Raw genomic sequence first — 17,172 nt, 5'->3', positions numbered from 1 at the left:
TAATATGAATTATTAAACCTCATTTTTTATTGTTTTTATCGAAATGTTTAAGTTCTTTTTCAATTCTTGTATATAGTAGGATAGAAGAAGTAATATAATAGTACAGAATATAGAATGAGATAGTTTTTCTTGTAAATTAGTATAGTAACTTATACGCAATAGTGATAAAAAACAAAATACCAACTAGCGCAGTATATAGTCCACTTCTTTTTTATGCAAGCTCCTTTTTTTTGATTTTATATAGCTCTTTTTGTTCTATATCCTATCATAGAATTTGACGTTGTGAGATTAGCCAAAATAGGGTTAAAACATAATAATACAAGAGCAATAATGAAATGTGTCATCACAAGATTAATTGATAAATTTAATTAATCATTTCAAGCGTTATTTCATTCCACGAAATTATAAAAGGAAATATAAGTAGTGTAAATCCTATGATGGTATATAATAACCAATCATACCATCTTAAAGGATCTTTTGAGAAGGAAAGCCTTGTGTAAATATTGATTACCATTATAGGAACAATTGGTACATATATTAAAAATATAAGAGCTAGTGTGATGTTTTTTAACCAATAAGTAAGTATGCCAACTATTAGGATACTAAAACCAGTATATCGTGCAGTCTTATTGATGTAAAACACTATTTTGTTTATATTATATAATTTTTTTCGCTCATTAGATAATGTATTGTAACCTGCCAATAAACTATCTGCATTTTCATTATTTAAGCAATAACTTATTCCAATATAGATAAGCCCGATAATCAGTAAAGCTGTCATAAGTTACTTTTTAATAAAATTCACTATCGTAGGAACTAATTCCTCATGCAAAGGAAGATCAGGTTTATTATAAGTTGCGAAGTTTTCTTCATCTTTCTCTACTTTTTTCATGACATGATTCATTCCTTTAATGGTGATTAATTCAGCATTTGGTAACGCTTCTTTTAATATGTTTCCTTGATTAATATTTACTTGTAAGTCTTTCTCTCCTTGAATAATTAAAACTGGAATTTTAAGTTTTTTTATTTCAATAGCAGGGTCTATTTGTATCCATGATATAAGATATGGTTGACTTTGTTCATTATATAATGACTGTAATAAAGGAGGTATATTTTCTGTGACAATATTTCCTTTTTTCAATTCATTGTGAATTTCTTGAATTTGTTCTTTATAAAATGGCATTTGTTTGACAAGTTGTTCCAGCAATATATTATCAATTGTTTCACCAGGTCCTTGTAAAGCTATAAAATGTGTTACCTCTTTTTTATCATTTGCAGATAGGTTTGCAACTAATGATCCCTCACTATGACCAATTAAGATGATCTCGGGAAATTGATCCTTAAAGTAATCTATAATTAAGTTTAAATCAGCAGCATTATCATTAAATACTGGAGTATAATTAGCTATAGTATTGTTTTTAATTTTAGCGATTACTCTTTTATCATATGTAAATACATTTATACCTTCATTTTGTAAGCTAATTGCTAAGTATTTGTATGCATTTGACATTAGTGTAGGAGGTTGGTTTCCATTTCGGTTTGTAGGACCAGATCCAGCGATGATGATAGCTAGTTGCCTATTATCGTTATTACCTATATATAAATCACCTTGTAGTTCAGAATCGATATCAATCGTTTTGATTTGCGAATATATAGGTTGTAGAATTAGAAATAAGAATAATAGTAGGTTTAATGTATTTTTGTTCATAATGTTTTTATTAGTATTGGTAAGTAAGAATTTTAGAAATTGCTTCTGCTATTATAACAACTACGATAAGTAGAATTTTGTTGAGTGTGCTTTTTACATTAGTAGCTGTTTTATATCCTTGATAAATTAGAATAGCCATAAAGATAATTGCGATTAGCGTTACAATAGTAAATAACATTAATAGGATTAAATTTAACCCAGGAAGATCTAGTACTTTTATAGGATCAAGGATGTTTTTAGCTAGGAATTCATTAGTGTCCCTATTGATTTTCCCTAAACTAAATAATGAAGCAATATAAAATGGTATTCTTGATATTAATGAAATATTGATAATGTCAATAACTCGTGTTTTTGTATTAACTGTTAACGCTAGGAAGTATAGACATGCTGATAAACATATTGTATTTACAATATTATCAATAAGAGGTTGAAACCATTTAACTGACAAGCTATAATGAAGGTCAAGTACTCCATCAAATCTAATGCTTCCAAAATAACCTATTGTTGAACCTATGAGTAAAATAATAGTACCATATAGAAATAACTGTTTCTCTTGAAAGTTTTCAAATGGTTTTAATAAGATGTTCTTTTTCATAAGAATGGTTTTATTTGTTATTGTGAGTCTTTTAAATGTTTAATATGTTCTATCATATCGTCTAATTTATTTCTTACAGTAGGATAACTAATATTCATCTGTTGTGCCATTTGTTTTAAGCTTCCGCTACTCAAAAAAAACTCTAATATGAAATCTTGCTCTTCTTGTGGTAACTGTAATAATAGTGGAAGTTGAAAATTACCGTTTACTGTTGTACCACAGTTTTCACAAGACAATTGTGTTACTTGGAGTTTGGTTTCACAACTAGGACAATTTACTGGTAGTTTTCTTTTTATTGACATGTTTATTAATTTTGTTAAACCAAATATAAATTAAATTAATTAATATATCAATATAATTTATATTTTAATCGTAATAAGAATTATATTGTTCAAACGAAACATAAAAAAGAATGGGGATATATGAAGATTTATACTTCCAAAAAAAGAATGAGACCCCACTCTTATTTTACCTAGAGAATTAATTATTCTTGGTAAACGATAGTAATTCATGAGCCTTTTTATTCCCTCATTCTTTAACACTGTTTCAACAGAAGGCTGTAAACTGAGGAATTGTTGAAACGGTGTTGAAGAGGTTAATACCTAATCTCCCATTTTTAGGGTTTTTATAGCAATTTTTTTAGATATTATTAAGCGCAATGTATTATTTAGTTTAATAATAGATGGATTGTTAATGCAGTGAATTGTGAGGGTTGTGAGCATTGTGTGTAAGTGAATTATTAAGGCAAATTTTTTATCAAAAAATATAATATAAAGTTCAATAGATTGTTACTTTATGTTATTATTAGCTGTTACCTTTGTTCTTTTATAGAAACAATGGAATTCGATATATTAATTTACTTGTGTATTATTGCTTTTTGCTCTGGTTTTGTTGATGCTATTGCTGGTGGTGGAGGGCTGATTCAGACTCCTTTAAGTTTAGCCTTATTACCTAATTATCCAATTGCAACTGTTATTGGTTCATTAAAGATACCTGCTTTTTCGGGTACTGCAATTGCTGTAAAACAGTATCTAAAAAAGGCGAAAATTAATTGGAAGTTTTTCAGTTTATTAGCAACGATTTCATTTATTAGTGCTTTTTTGGGATCATTTGTATTGACAATAGTGAACAATGATTTTATGAAGCCCTTGTTGTTAGCAATCCTTCTTATTTTGTGGGTATTCACCTATATGCGTAAAGATTTCGCAAGAAAAAGTCTAGTAGAAGTATCAGTTAGAAACCGTTATATATATGGTATTCTAATTGCAATAATAATTGGATTTTACGATGGTTTTATAGGACCTGCTACAGGGACTTTCTTTATTATGGGATTCATTTTTTGGGTAGGATATGACTTTTTTAAAGCTTCTACTTATGCTAAGTTAATTAATCTCGCTACTAATTTTGGGAGTATTTGTTTGTTCTTAATGAAAGGAGCTATTATTTGGAAAATAGCTTTACCTATGGCTGTCTGCAATGGTTTGGGTGGATATTGTGGAGCAAAATTAGCAATTCTAAAAGGACAGAAATGGGTGCGCTATATCTTTTTGTTTATCATGTTTGTAGCGATTTGTCGTTTTGGGTATGAAGTAGTTGATTTTGATTAAAATCTTTTCTTGTTACTTATTGAAAAAATTAATTAGTAATATGAAACTGTTTTTGGACGATCATAGTTGAAGTTAGGTAAATCCATATTGTACTGTCTTGTATTAGCAAAGAAGATCGGTTTGCCTGAATCAGGCATAGTAGGATAATATACAAGGGAAACGGCTATACTGCTAAAAACTAAGTAGTCGTTGTTAGCAACAAAGCCAATACTTATTCTAGAATAAAGTTTAGGGTCTAAAAATTGTTGTTTTTCATATCCCATAAAGGCACCTTCATAACTTATAAAAGGGTTAAAACGAAAACCTTTCCATTCATATGGAGCATAGGATTGCCATTGGTAACCAAGAGATAATCTTCTTGTACCAGTAATTTTTTGTGCTCTTATTCCTTGAATTACTTCTTCTAAGCGTAATTGGTCTCCGACGTGATTATATCTATGGTAGCCCATTATAAATTGCGGTAAAAAGAAATGTCTAAAACGCCATTTGCCCCAAACAAATAGCTTAGTGAAATAGGTACCATCGAAACGTATAGCTCCCTGTTCTGCTTGTTTATCATAGAAATAACTTCCCCATTCTAGATTACCTGCGAAATATCCTAGATTGGTATATCCTCCCATAGCTAGTTTTGCTCCAAGATATGTTCTTCTTTTTTGATATTGATCTTTTAATCCAAATGTAAGGGCAAATACTTTTCCTACTTGTACATCCTCAATTAAATCATAGCTAAAAATAAAGCGGTCTTGTACATAATTCATTGAAGTAATTCCTATCGAAGCAAGATAAGTTTTCTGATCTCTGTAAAAACCTAGTGAGTCGTATTTTAAATCTGGTGAATCAGTAAAATGTTGCTGTATGAAGCGAAAAGAGGTACGTAAATTAGTAATTAAGGGTTTATCTTTATATTTTGAAAATAAAGGCATTGAGTATCCTCCCCACACATCGTAAGTATTGTATTTTATAGATTCAAGACTATAATCCATGTCCTTATCAGGAAGTGAATCTCTCTGAAAACGCTGTGATAGAGTTACTCCTCCTGCCCATTTAGTGTGAGGACTATAAAAAGGACGATCTACAGCAAAAGCTTTGACATAATTACCCCATAAATCAGAATCATAGAGTAGATTAGCACGTATGAAGGTATTTTGAATATTATTTACCTTGTAAGTAAAGTAATAGGCGTCTTTATTCTCTTTATAACGTCCACGATATTGCACGCTGACATCATGACCAAAGCCCCCAAAGTTTCTATCCGTTAATTTAATACGTACTGTCGATGTAGATAATGATCCTGTGGGATAAATACTCCATGAATCAAGTTCGCGAATCAATACATCTACAGAGTCGGGAGAACTTGTAGGTATTGGATACATAGAAACTTTACGTACAAAACGCTGTGTACGAAGTAAACGTTCACTTTCTTTTATTTTTAAAGAATCAAAAACTTCTCCTTCTTTGAAAACTAAAAAGTTTTTTACAGTGAAGTTTTTTGTTTTTAAGTGCATTTGATTACCGAATCGTTCTAATTTAGTTGTAGGCTTTTTTAAGCTATCTGAATCAGAAAAACCAAAAGGATCTAAGGTGGTGATAATAATATTACGAATGACTTTACCTTCACCTCTTTCAAGATGTTGGTTGTTTTTAATTTCAGGAGCTTTCGCTATTAGTCGTTTGTTATCACGATAGATAATCTTATTGATTAATCTTCCAAATTTGGTTTTTTTGTTATTTTTTTCAAATTTGGTAAGAATGCGGGTAGTATCTTTTTCAATAAGTTTATCGTCTACAGACTGAGGATAATGGATTTTTAATGTACTTATACTATCTTTTCTCGTACCTTCAGTTTCTTGGCTGTGTACTTGTACAATTGATAATAAAAAGAATAAGTATATTAAAAAATATCTCATTTAAACCAGTTAGAAAGATTTTACTTTGTGTTTTTTTGAATAACGCTAAAGTTAAGTGTTTATTTCTAAATCACGTATATAATCTTCATGTTCGTAAAAGAATAATTCAAAAGCACTCATTTTCTCTGCAAAAAAATCAAAAACTTGTGCCCAAGTTGCCTTATTATTTATAGAGATACCTGTCATTTCTATCCATATGCGGCTAATGAGTTTTCCGTTTTCTAAATAATATGTTCGTTCAAAAATTGCATCAGGAAGATAATCTTCTAATAATATTGTTTTTAAAGATTCTATTTTTTCATAGTATATTTTACGTTTTTCTTCGTCTTTTGATTCTATATCTAATAGCACTTGTGCTTTCTTGTTATCACAATAAAACTTAAAAGAAAAGTCTTTGATTTTAGTATTGTGTAGTAACCATTTTCTTGGATAAGTCTCTGCAAATGATATCCAAAATTCTCTTTTAATTCTTTGTGCTTCTTCTTTGCTAAACATGAATTTATTGTTGTAAATTTAATACTAGAAAAATTGTTGGTACAAACTTATGACATTTGATTCTTTTATACATAAAGTTGATGAAATTAAAGTATTAAATCCGAAAGGTGTTATTGCTCATGAAATGATGATTCCTAAGAGCAGAAGTCAATATTTGCAAGCTGATGAGTTTTTAGATAAGAATCCTCGCTATTCAGCTGTTACAATGCTTCTCTATCCTAAAGATGGAATAACTAACTTATTGTTAATAGAACGAGCTATTTATAAAGGAGTTCATTCTGGACAAATTGCTTTTCCTGGTGGCAAGTATGAAGATGAAGACGTAAATCTTGAGAATACGGCGCTTCGTGAGATGGAAGAAGAAGTAGGGGTAAGTGCTAAATCTGTAGAAATAGTAAAGCCATATACTAAAATATATATTCCACCCAGTAACTTTATTGTTCAACCATATTTAGTGATAGCTACAGATAATTTAAATTTTATGCCTTCACCTTATGAAGTGGCAAAGCTAATAGAAATGCCTTTGAAAATATTATTCAGTGAAGATATTGTCGAAATAGTTAGTTTAAAAACAAGTTATGCTGAGGTAACAGATGTTCCTGCATTTTCTTTTAATAATCATATAATATGGGGGGCGACAGCAATGATGTTGAGTGAGCTAAAAGAGACCTTAAAAGAGATTTTTTAAAAGAATTATCATATTTAATGATTATTGTTATGAAATAGTTATTTAGAAAGTGATAAATTTGCATCTTGCTTAATTGAAAATGAACTATGGGATTATTTAAGAGAAATCCATTTGGACATCTATTATTTTTGAAGAAATGGATTATTAGGTTTTTTGGTTTTGCAACGCATCAGCGTTTTAGAGGTTTTAATGACCTGCATATTGAAGGATCTGAGATATTAAGAACATTGCCAGATAAACATGTTTTGTTTATTTCTAATCATCAAACTTATTTTGCTGATGTTGTAGCGATGTTCCACGTATTTAATGCTAGTCTAAAAGGAAGAGAGGATACTATTAAAAATATATTTTATATATGGAATCCTAAGTTAAACATCTATTACGTTGCGGCTGCAGAGACAATGAAATCTGGATTATTACCTAGAATATTATCATATGTAGGTGCTATTACTGTAGATCGTACTTGGCGAGCAAAAGGAGTAGAGCTTGAACAGAAAAAAGAAGTAAATATTGATCAAGTTGAAAATATTAAAATAGCTTTAGAAGATGGTTGGGTAATTACCTTTCCACAAGGTACTACAAAATCTTTTAAACCTATTAGAAAAGGAACTGCTCATATAATTAAAAATTATAAGCCAGTTGTAGTGCCTATAGTCATTGATGGTTTTAGAAGATCATTTGATAAAAAAGGACTTCACCTTAAAAAGAAAGGAATTTTACAATCTATGGTTATTAAAGAGCCATTAGAGATTGATTATGAAAATGATTCAATTGAAACCATTGTAGAAAAAGTAGAGATGGCAATTGAACAACACCCTTCTTTCTTAAAAGTTATTCCACAAGAGTTTTTAGAACAAGAAAAAGAATTAAATAAGCTTAGAAAATATGGCTATTAATAAAAAAGATGAACATATGTTCATCTTTTTTATTTTTATAATTTTTTATGCCTTTACTTTCCATCCGCTCGCTCTAGATTGGAAATCCCACATACGTTTATAAATACCGTTGCACTCTAGTAGTGAAGTATGAGTACCTCGCTCTGCAATTTTACCTTTTTCGAGTACTATTATTTGATCCGCTTGTTGTATGGTAGCCAATTTATGAGCGATAACGATAACGGTTTTTGACTTGACTAATTCAGCAATTGCTTGTTGTATGTAAATTTCGTTTTCAGGATCTAAACTTGCTGTTGCTTCATCTAATAAAACAATTGGAGCATCTTTAAGTAAAGCTCTAGCAATGCTAATTCGCTGTTTTTGCCCTCCTGATAGATTATTACCTCCTTCACCTACAAATGTGTGTAAACCTTGTGGAAATTGGTTGGTAAACTCTACTACTTGGGCTTTTTCTGCAGCAGCGATTATTTCTTGTTCTGTTGCCTCAGGTTTACCTATTTTGATGTTGTTGTAGATGCTATCATCAAATAAATAGACATCTTGAAAAACTTCACTCATATAAGAGTAAAATTTGTCTTGATTAATATTCTTAATATTAACATTACCAATAGTTATACTCCCTTCTGTAACATCCCAAAAACGTGCTATTAAGGAAGCTATCGTTGACTTGCCAGAACCAGAATGTCCTATTAATGCCAACATCGAGTTTTCTGGAACTATAAATGAAATATCTTGTAAAGTTTTTTCATTATTATAGCTGAAATCTACTTTATGAAAAGCAATGTCAAACGACATTGGAATTTCATTATGGTCAGTTTCCATTGTAGGAGCTTCTAAAACAGTAATGATACGTTCTAAACTTTCATTCATATATCTTAAAACTAAGTAATCTATCATTACAATCTTTAAAGGAGCGTATAAATTGTAGCCCATAATTAGGAAAGTTAGAAGAATAGGAACAGTAATAGAATTATTGGATAGATAATATAAGCCTAAGGCTATCATTAGAATGAAGAATATCTCAAAAATAATACTTGCTGTAATAATAAATGGACCAGGTACGGCTTCTAGTGTAATACTTTTATTTTTTAATTCATTAAATGTTTGCTCAAGTTCTTTGTTTTCTTTTCCTATTAAACCATAAGATTTGAGGTGTCTAATACCTTGTATATATTCTAAAACTTTCGCCCCTGTTTTATTTCGAATACTTATTTGCTTTACACTTAATTTTTTTACTAGATAGTTTGCAAAACTTAAAAAGGGATAAATTAGCAATAATGCTGAAAGTAAACATAGTGCTAATCGCCAATCATAAATTAAAAGAAATATTGATAATACAGTTGTTCCAAATATAGCAGATGCTAGGTTTCCAGCGCTGTGACCGAAAATACTTTCGAAATTTGAAACATCTTGCAAAACAACTGATGCAATTTCTCCAGGATCTTTTTGTTTAAAAAAGCCAAGAGAGAATTTTTGAATTCTATTTCCAAGACGAATGCGCAATTCGTTACCTATTGCATAAACTACTAAATTTGTTTTCACCATAGATTTTCCAGCGACAAAAAATTGCAATAGTAGCATTACGAACATTAAAGCCACAACACTCCATATCTTAGTGACATTAGGTTTTGGGGAGAATAATTCCCATACAATTATCAGTAGTATAGCAGATGGTGAGGCTACGAAAATACTGTGAATAATCTCCCATATTATTGCATTACATGTACCTTTTTTATCAAAGCTCGTAATATATTTTAAATTTTTATACATGATCTTAATAAAGTTTAATGAGTTGTTATTGAAAAGATTAGTGACCGGTTAAAAGAATTTATTTTAATATTTTAAATTCTTTCGCTCTTTGATGAGCACTCCACATGCGTTGATATAGTTGACTTGACACAAGTAATTCTTCTTGTGTTCCGACTGCATTAATCTTTCCTTTTTCGAAAACGATAATTTGATCAGCATCCGTGATTGTACTTAATCGATGTGCTATAATAAGTACTGTTTTATTTTTAATTAATTCACTAAATGCTTGTTGTATTTTATACTCATTTTCAGGATCGGAAAAGGCGGTCGCCTCATCTAGAATTAGTATTGGGGCATCTTTTAAAATCGCCCTTGCAAGTTGAAAACGCTGTTGTTCTCCGCCACTTAAGTGGACCCCTGATTGTCCAAATAAAGTGTCATATCCATTAGGAAGGCTCATTATTAAATCGTGAATTTGTGCTGTTTTTGCAGCTTGAATTACTTGTTCTTTTGTTCTATCCATTCCCATTTTTATATTCTCAAACATGCTTTCCTGAAACATAAAACTGTCTTGAAATACATAGGATACGATTTGCATTAATTGAGAAAGAGGATAATCTTTTAAAGGTATATTTCCTATGGTAATTTCTCCATAACTAACATCCCAAAAACGTGCTAATAATTGTGCTACAGTACTTTTTCCTGCGCCTGAAGGACCAACAAGTGCAGCTATAGTACCTTGAGGAATTGTTAGATCAATATTTTCTAAAACATTGTTATCTTTTGTATAGCTAAAAGTTACATTGTCAAAACGGATATCATAGTTTAAAGGCTTTTGATTCTCTTGCTTATCTTGTAATTCCTCCCTATACAGTACATCGTCTATTTGTTTTACGCCATAAGTTATAATAGAGAGTTGCATCGTCATATTATTTAAAACAAATAATGGCTTAATATATCCGGTCCCTAATATTAAAAATAAAAGTAAAGTTGCTATATTAACCCCTCCATTAAAGTACAGTAACAAGCCAATAACTAATACAGGTAGCATTGCATTACTTGCAAAACTCATAAAGATGGCAAAAGTAGGTGTACCACTTTTAATCCATTTATTTACAAAATGATTAAAGTTTCTAACGGTATTGCCATATTTATTGAAATTTTCTGCTGTTTGCCCAAAAATCTTCATCACAGGCATAGCATTTACATACTCAACTATACCGGCATTCATCTTTCCTAAAGAGTCGTGATAATTATTGACAAGTTCTTCGCGATTACTGTTATTTCCTTGTGTTATTTTTATTCCTATTCCAATGATTAGCAAAGGGATTAAACTAACTAAAGCTAATCGCCAATCTTGCGTAAATAAATAAGCAATAGTAATTAAAGGCAATGCTATTCCTTTTATAAAATCAGGAATTTGGTGCGCTATAAAGTTTTCAATTCGTTCAACATCATCAGAGAGTATCTTTTTATAAATACCAGAATTTTTTGTTGTGATTTTTCCTAAGGATAATTTTCCAATTTTTTCTGTAACAATAACTCTTAATTCATAGAGTATATTATAAGCTGCTATATGAGAAAGTATTCCCGAAAAATAGAAAATTATCATACTTGCAATTGCTGCAATGATAGCATAAATGATATATTGTCTTGTCAGATCAAAGTCAATAGAATCTTTCGTTAATTCTTTAATAATGTAAAAGACAAGAATATAAGGCACTAGGCTTAATAGAGAGTGAATAATAGCCAATAGGCCTGATGCAAATAATAATGCCTTCTTTTTGCCTGCTAATTGAAGTAATCTGGAAATTCCCGATTTTCTTTTAGGTTCCATTTGTTGCATATATTTTTATTATTTAAAAAGAATCTTAATAAGCAAAGTTAGCTTAGTATAGAAAGTAAGAGTTCCGCAAAACGGATTATTTTGTACGCAAAACGGATTATTTAATTAAAAAAAGAAGTTGCTAAGATGCAAGATTTTGGAAAAGCATGATTTAATTAGTAGAAGTGCAATGTTTGTGATGAAGTACTTGTGATATATTAGTCTAAATAGTTAATTTAATTTCAATCTAATTTATAAATAAGGGCAAAGCATAAATGTTGTAAAATAATATAATAACATTAAAAGAAATAGACTTATGAAAAAGGTATTTTACTTTATGACAATAATTACTGCTTTCTTATTCTTAGGAAGTTGTAATTCAGATGATAATAATGATTTGTATTATCCTGTAGGTGGATTTACGATGGTTAATGCTTATACAGGAAGTGAAGCAATTTATTATAGTGTAGATGGAAGACCTGTACAAAGTATAGTAGCACCATTGACCTACCAAAAATTCGGATATATTAATCTATGGCAAGGTAAACGCTCTATCAGTATTAGTGATCGTGTAAATGTTTTAGCGAATGTAGAACAAGCTATTGTGGAGAACGTTTTTTATACTTCATTTATGGGTGGTAGTGAAAAGAATAAAACGCACTTCATTACAGAAGATCGTATTACTTCAATAGTTCCTGATAAGGAGAATGGGCTAGCTGCTTTTCGTTTTTTTAACTTAAGTGGTGATGACGTTGAGGTGTCTTTGCAATTTAATGATGAGGTATTACGTCCTGAGTTCCAGAATAGAAAAATGGATACAGAAGAAACGATTAAACAAACGCAAACTTTTATCACTATACCTGGTAAAGAATACACGTTAAAAGTAGTCAATAAAGAAGGAGAAGTTTTAGTTGAGAAAAAGAATGTAAAAATATTAAATAAAGGTTTTTATACAGCTATGCTAATAGGTAGTAAAGAAAATGGTAATAAACCTTATTATTTAGGAATACTTGAACAACCAGTTAATTAAGAGATAATTATTTTTAATCTCTTATAAAGGGATGGTGCTAGATGTTAGTATCATCCCTTTTTTTAGTGATTTTTATCAGCTGTATTAAAGTTAGTAATTTAGTTTTTTAAAGGTAAAGAGTTGTAATTACGTAGGATATGTTTATTTGTTTTTTACTATTTACTAGTAAAAAAGCTAACAAATAATGATTGTAAAGTAGAAAGTATTAACTCTATAAAGTAAATGTAATATCTTTATCAAACAATTATAGTAGAAAATTTTGCATATATGGAGCAAAAAGAAAATAAACTAGACGAAATCAAGGTATTGTATGATCAATTGAAGTTTAGTGATGAGATTGCGAATATTAAAGAAGATGAGCGAGTAGCTGTATATAATAAAAATCAAGAGCTCTCAGAAAATATCTTATCTCTTATAGAAGATATATTAAAAGAGGATGAGCTAAATAAAGATGCACTTTTTTGGAAGATTAAACTTTATAATGGTCCCTATTATGAAGATGTATCTGTTATGCTGTCAGTGTCGGAAGAAATTATAGAAAAGTGTAAGTCAGATAAGAAAGCAGTATTATCTGCTTATGATTGGTTGGCGTGGATATACGATAATAAACTTGAATTAAAGGAGAAAGCGATAGAAGTGTTGCATGACAAATTAATTGAAGTTTCTTTAATAGAAGATGATTATAGTTTAAAGGATCGAGAGTTTGGAGAAACGTATTATTTGTTAGCATTTATTTACAAAGCTCTAGAAAATCTTGACACTGCATCATCTTTTTATCAGTTAGCAATAGAGCATTATCCTGATCATTATTATGCAACTTATCAAGGAGGAAATCTCTTTTTGGAAAGAGAAGAATATGATTTAGCTTATAACTTTTTACATTCATATTATAAGTTTCACGGTAATGAATATTGTGTGAGTTTCGCCAAAAGAATTGAAGAGCTATTTCAGGAAGGAAAGATAGATGGGCGTACAGATTTCTTATTTTTAATGTACTCAATAGGACTAGAGTATTTTAGTGAATTTGGATATAAATCTACTAAGGAATTTGGAATGAAATACCTTCCTATAATAGATTCTCTTTTAGAAGAGCGTCCAGATGATACCTTTGTGATGAGAATGAAAGCTCAGCATTATACATTGGTAGAAAAGAATACAAGAAAAGCATTTGAACTTCTAGACAAGTATTTTAAAAAGCTTAATCGCATTGTCGGTCCATTATACTATATCTATTTTGAATTAGGTGATAAATTAGGAATTGATGTTGAAGAATATAATTATCCACTAGATGTAGATGGTTTTTACGGTTATAATTTAATGACGCGATTTTTAGAAGCTGCGGGTGAGTTAAAAGAAAATAATCAAAATGAACAGTCACTAAGATATTACAAAATTGCTAAGAATATTGGTCTAACTATTTATCCAGCAGTAGAGTCTTATTTCAAAACAGGAGATGGTAATAAAGTAAATAATAATCCACATGGCTTTGCAATGATTTGTAATAATTTAGGTATTTCAATTCGCAATGTCGCTCATTTAGAGGAAGAGGATAATTATGATAAAGATATTTACCGTGAAGCAATTGCTCTTCACAAAAAAGGTTATGAGTATTCGCCCTTTTGGGAGAACTTAGAGAGTGGAATGCGTATGGCTGAATTAGTGAAAGATTATGATGCCGTAGAATATTTTGGGTTAGAACTCCTTACTTATTACGACAAATATTCTGTTGGATGGATGTCAGTACAGGGTAGATTGCTAAAGAACTATATAAATATAGATGATTATGACAAGGCAGAACAATGTTATTTGTCAATCAAAGATGAATTTGAAAAGCAAGGTATTGAAGATGAAGACATCGTAGCGGAGATGATTTATTTAGCGGCTGATTTCTTTACCTACGTTCGTTTTAAAAGAGAAGATTACAATTCAGCAATTGCATTTACTGAAGATTTTTTTAGCAATGCTAAGTATTTCGAATTACGCCAGGATATTGCCAATATTAATTATTGGTTTAGTTTAGCATGGTGCTATCATAGTTTGAAGGATAGAACTCAAGCTTTACAGTATTTTCAATTGATGCTAGATCATTATGGAGATAATGAAAGTTACGCAAGCAGTATTGACGATATTCCAGCTGTCTATAAATTACCAAAAGAAGAACAGGATGTTGTAGCTTCATTGCATCAATTTATAAGTAAGGAAATTATAGAAACTAAAAGCTTTCCAATTTTAGATAAGTCAGTGAATCATGTCTATTATTTAGAAAAATTAATGGATGAGATTTTAAGAGGAAAGGATTTAGCGATAGAAGACTGGATTAGTGATAATATCTATTTACGCGTTTATCCTCGTCACCTTCGTAAAGATGTTGATGAAGTTATCTATGATACCTACTTTGATTTTTACCTGCATAACGAAGATATTACTATTCGCTTTAATCTTGATGAGAGAGAAGAAAAGGTAAGTGGTTTTTTGGGATTATTTAATAAAAAGGTTTGGTCAAAAGAAGTATTTGTATATTTCTATCACTATGATACAGAAGATTCTGTAGCTAGTCATTATAAAGTATTTGGTGAAGAAGATAAAGCTTTAGAAGCTATTGCTCAGCAGATATGGGATGAATGGCTTAGCAGGTTATAAATTTGCATAAGAAATATTATAAGGTCATTAGAATAACTCTAATGACCTTTTTTTATAATGAGTAAATCTTTTTAGTTAATAGCTTGAGTTCGATTATAAGTAGGCTAATTGATTTGTTTTTACTTTCTTATATCTAATGACTAGTTTCATAATCAGGAAATGATATGTAATACTTCCAGTTTTTTTAATATACTTTTTAAAAGTTAACTCCTTTATGTTAAGTGGTTATTTTACTTGTCTTTTGGTGTATTTAATAAAATGTAAAAAGATCTTCTAGTTTTACTTAAAAATATTGGGATAAAGGACTGTCGCTCTTTTATTTTTTTTGAAGTACTATTTCAATGTTTTGATTCAAATAATTATTTAAATTTTTAAAATTACTGTAAGTAATAATTTTATTTTTCATTAATTATATATGTTAAAAAAGAATATTAAAACTCGTTATTTGTGTATTGTTGTTGTATTGTTGTTGGTATTTAAGATTTGTGATAACGCTATTACATTCAAATATTGCGATTATATATAAGTATAAAAGTTAAAGTTTGTGACTTTTAAGAAACAGTTGTGTCTAAAGTTCAAAAGCAATATTATTTTTTTGAAACACGATTAAGTTTGAAGTGCTTGTTTTTACTAAGGTTAGCTGTAATTTAAAAAATGAAATGATATTTATCAGTTTTGTTTTTGTAAGTGCAAAATTTGATGTTTTGCTAGTAGCTATACTGTAAAATTGTACTATAATTTGTTAATTAAACCTATTTTATAGATTAAAACTTAATAAATAATTAGTTTGTTATTAGATTATTTAGAGGTATTTAGCTTTATTTTTTTAAAAATAGTTAGGTAAATCTATTTTAAAGTAAATTTTGTGTAAATCTAACATTGTTATGTTAAATTGTGTTTCATTATAAAATATAAGTAATAATTTTGCAAAGCTTTTAAAAAATAGAAATATGAGAATATTTCTATTTAAGTCCCCACTTGAAAAGCAAATTTACATTCATGTGTATAACGTAATTTTTTACGGTGGGAGCTTGTGCATTAAAAGTAAGCATTAAAATCACTTTATTAACACATGGAAAAAGTAAGTAATAATAGAAATCATTTCTTCGAAATATCTAATTTTGACGTATTTGTCAAATGGGTATTGGGACTTTCTTTAATAGAATTGGTTTTATTAATGACTAATACGCCAATCTATCTTATCTATTTATTGGTACCAATAATCTTTATCGGTGCACGTGGATTAAAATCAAAAGAAGCTTGTAATTTTTCTTCAAACAAGTTTCATCTTCTTTTAAGTTTTGCTGTTGTGTTAGGTCAATTTTTTCTACCTAAAATGATTTTGACAATTGTGGATGGAATATACTTTTTAGTATATGCTATTTTGTGCTTAAACTTAATAATTAAAAGTACAGTAGATAATTCTCAGAGTATTAGGGTAAACTTTATCGGGGTATATGCTCTGTTTTTCTTAATTGGAACGATTATTGAATTATTTGCTATTTTAAAGCATTTCATAGGATTTAGTTTTATAGATAGAGTAGAGTTTTTCAATATTTCATTGACTGCTTTAGTTGTTATCTTTTGTATTGTCACTTTGACGATGGGTGATGAAGGAAATACACAATTGGTCAAGATAACTTTAGATGAGGTAAGTGAAGACTTAGTTACAAATAAAGTAGAAATAAAAAGTGCTACTTGCAAAGTTGAAATGATTAATACATTTTTCCTGAACAATAAAGAATATTTGGACAACGCTTTTACTATAGAAGATTTGGCAGATGCAATTTCAGTATCTAGACATGAAGTGTCAGAGATTATTAATCACCAAATGAATACTAGTTTCTATCAATTGTTAGCTAAATATAGAATTGATTATGCTAAGGGGTTATTATTAGAACGTCAAAACTTGACAATAGAAGCTATTGTTGGGGAATGTGGTTTTAGTTCTAAATCAACTTTTAATAAATATTTTAAAATGTTCGTAGGTAAAACACCATCAGTATATCGCAATATTGTTGCGTAGAATTTT

14 protein-coding genes are annotated in these 17,172 nt (G+C 29.5%); 6 read left to right on the top strand and 8 right to left on the bottom strand.

Translation table 11 applies throughout. The annotated features are described in order from the left end of the window. Positions 1 to 364 precede the first annotated feature (364 nt). The 4 genes from RH98_RS02815 to RH98_RS02800 are packed head-to-tail and all read right to left on the bottom strand — an operon-like array spanning position 365 to position 2,605. A complete protein-coding gene (locus RH98_RS02815; RefSeq protein WP_010250286.1) occupies positions 365 to 781 on the bottom strand; it encodes a DUF3784 domain-containing protein in 417 nt (138 codons plus the stop codon). Positions 782 to 784: 3 nt separating this feature from the next. Continuing rightward, the gene (locus RH98_RS02810) at positions 785 to 1,708 is read right to left on the bottom strand and encodes an alpha/beta hydrolase (RefSeq protein ID WP_010250283.1); all 924 of its coding nucleotides are present in this window, start codon (positions 1,706 to 1,708) and stop codon (positions 785 to 787) included. Between the two features lie 10 nt (positions 1,709 to 1,718). Continuing rightward, complete coding sequence (locus tag RH98_RS02805; protein ID WP_010250281.1) at positions 1,719 to 2,303, bottom strand: hypothetical protein; 585 nt, start codon at positions 2,301 to 2,303, stop codon at positions 1,719 to 1,721. 17 nt (positions 2,304 to 2,320) lie between these two features. Continuing rightward, positions 2,321 to 2,605 carry a DUF2089 family protein gene (locus tag RH98_RS02800; protein WP_010250279.1) on the bottom strand — a complete coding sequence of 95 codons (285 nt, stop codon included), beginning with the start codon at positions 2,603 to 2,605 and terminating at the stop codon, positions 2,321 to 2,323. Between the two features lie 534 nt (positions 2,606 to 3,139). Here RH98_RS02800 and RH98_RS02795 point away from each other — a divergent pair. Beyond that, entirely contained in the window at positions 3,140 to 3,910 is a 771-nt protein-coding gene (locus RH98_RS02795) for a sulfite exporter TauE/SafE family protein (RefSeq protein ID WP_010250277.1), read from the top strand. Between the two features lie 32 nt (positions 3,911 to 3,942). Here the strand turns inward: RH98_RS02795 and RH98_RS02790 are convergent, their stop codons facing one another. Both RH98_RS02790 and RH98_RS02785 read right to left on the bottom strand, forming a co-directional pair. Further along, positions 3,943 to 5,817: a BamA/TamA family outer membrane protein gene (locus RH98_RS02790; protein ID WP_010250275.1), complete on the bottom strand. Its 1,875-nt coding sequence runs from the start codon at positions 5,815 to 5,817 to the stop codon at positions 3,943 to 3,945. 51 nt (positions 5,818 to 5,868) lie between these two features. Continuing rightward, positions 5,869 to 6,312 carry a DUF4268 domain-containing protein gene (locus tag RH98_RS02785; RefSeq protein ID WP_010250273.1) on the bottom strand — a complete coding sequence of 148 codons (444 nt, stop codon included), beginning with the start codon at positions 6,310 to 6,312 and terminating at the stop codon, positions 5,869 to 5,871. 49 nt (positions 6,313 to 6,361) lie between these two features. On the opposite strand from RH98_RS02785, the gene RH98_RS02780 reads away from it, so the two are divergent. After that, positions 6,362 to 7,000 carry an NUDIX hydrolase gene (locus tag RH98_RS02780; RefSeq protein ID WP_010250271.1) on the top strand — a complete coding sequence of 213 codons (639 nt, stop codon included), beginning with the start codon at positions 6,362 to 6,364 and terminating at the stop codon, positions 6,998 to 7,000. An 86-nt stretch (positions 7,001 to 7,086) separates the two neighbouring features. Next, positions 7,087 to 7,896, top strand: a complete 810-nt coding sequence (locus tag RH98_RS02775) for a lysophospholipid acyltransferase family protein (protein ID WP_010250270.1) — start codon at positions 7,087 to 7,089, stop codon at positions 7,894 to 7,896. A 45-nt stretch (positions 7,897 to 7,941) separates the two neighbouring features. Here RH98_RS02775 and RH98_RS02770 read toward each other — a convergent pair whose 3' ends face one another. Then, positions 7,942 to 9,666 carry an ABC transporter ATP-binding protein gene (locus RH98_RS02770; RefSeq protein WP_010250267.1) on the bottom strand — a complete coding sequence of 575 codons (1,725 nt, stop codon included), beginning with the start codon at positions 9,664 to 9,666 and terminating at the stop codon, positions 7,942 to 7,944. 58 nt (positions 9,667 to 9,724) lie between these two features. Beyond that, positions 9,725 to 11,482: an ABC transporter ATP-binding protein gene (locus tag RH98_RS02765; protein ID WP_237717497.1), complete on the bottom strand. Its 1,758-nt coding sequence runs from the start codon at positions 11,480 to 11,482 to the stop codon at positions 9,725 to 9,727. A 304-nt stretch (positions 11,483 to 11,786) separates the two neighbouring features. Here RH98_RS02765 and RH98_RS02760 point away from each other — a divergent pair, with 304 nt between their 5' ends. The 3 genes from RH98_RS02760 (at position 11,787) to RH98_RS15185 (ending at position 17,166) form a co-directional block, all read left to right on the top strand. After that, a complete protein-coding gene (locus tag RH98_RS02760) occupies positions 11,787 to 12,500 on the top strand; it encodes a DUF4397 domain-containing protein (RefSeq protein WP_026038697.1) in 714 nt (237 codons plus the stop codon). 267 nt (positions 12,501 to 12,767) lie between these two features. After that, the gene (locus tag RH98_RS02755; protein ID WP_010250261.1) at positions 12,768 to 15,140 is read left to right on the top strand and encodes a tetratricopeptide repeat protein; all 2,373 of its coding nucleotides are present in this window, start codon (positions 12,768 to 12,770) and stop codon (positions 15,138 to 15,140) included. Between the two features lie 1,072 nt (positions 15,141 to 16,212). Further along, positions 16,213 to 17,166, top strand: a complete 954-nt coding sequence (locus RH98_RS15185; RefSeq protein ID WP_010250259.1) for a helix-turn-helix domain-containing protein — start codon at positions 16,213 to 16,215, stop codon at positions 17,164 to 17,166. The last annotated feature ends 6 nt before the right edge of the window (positions 17,167 to 17,172 follow it).

Origin of the sequence: Myroides injenensis M09-0166 (assembly GCF_000246945.1) — a bacterium.
Lineage (GTDB): Bacteria > Bacteroidota > Bacteroidia > Flavobacteriales > Flavobacteriaceae > Flavobacterium > Flavobacterium injenense.
Note: the sequence above shows the minus strand (reverse complement) of the source record. Positions and strands in the feature narration are given on the sequence as shown.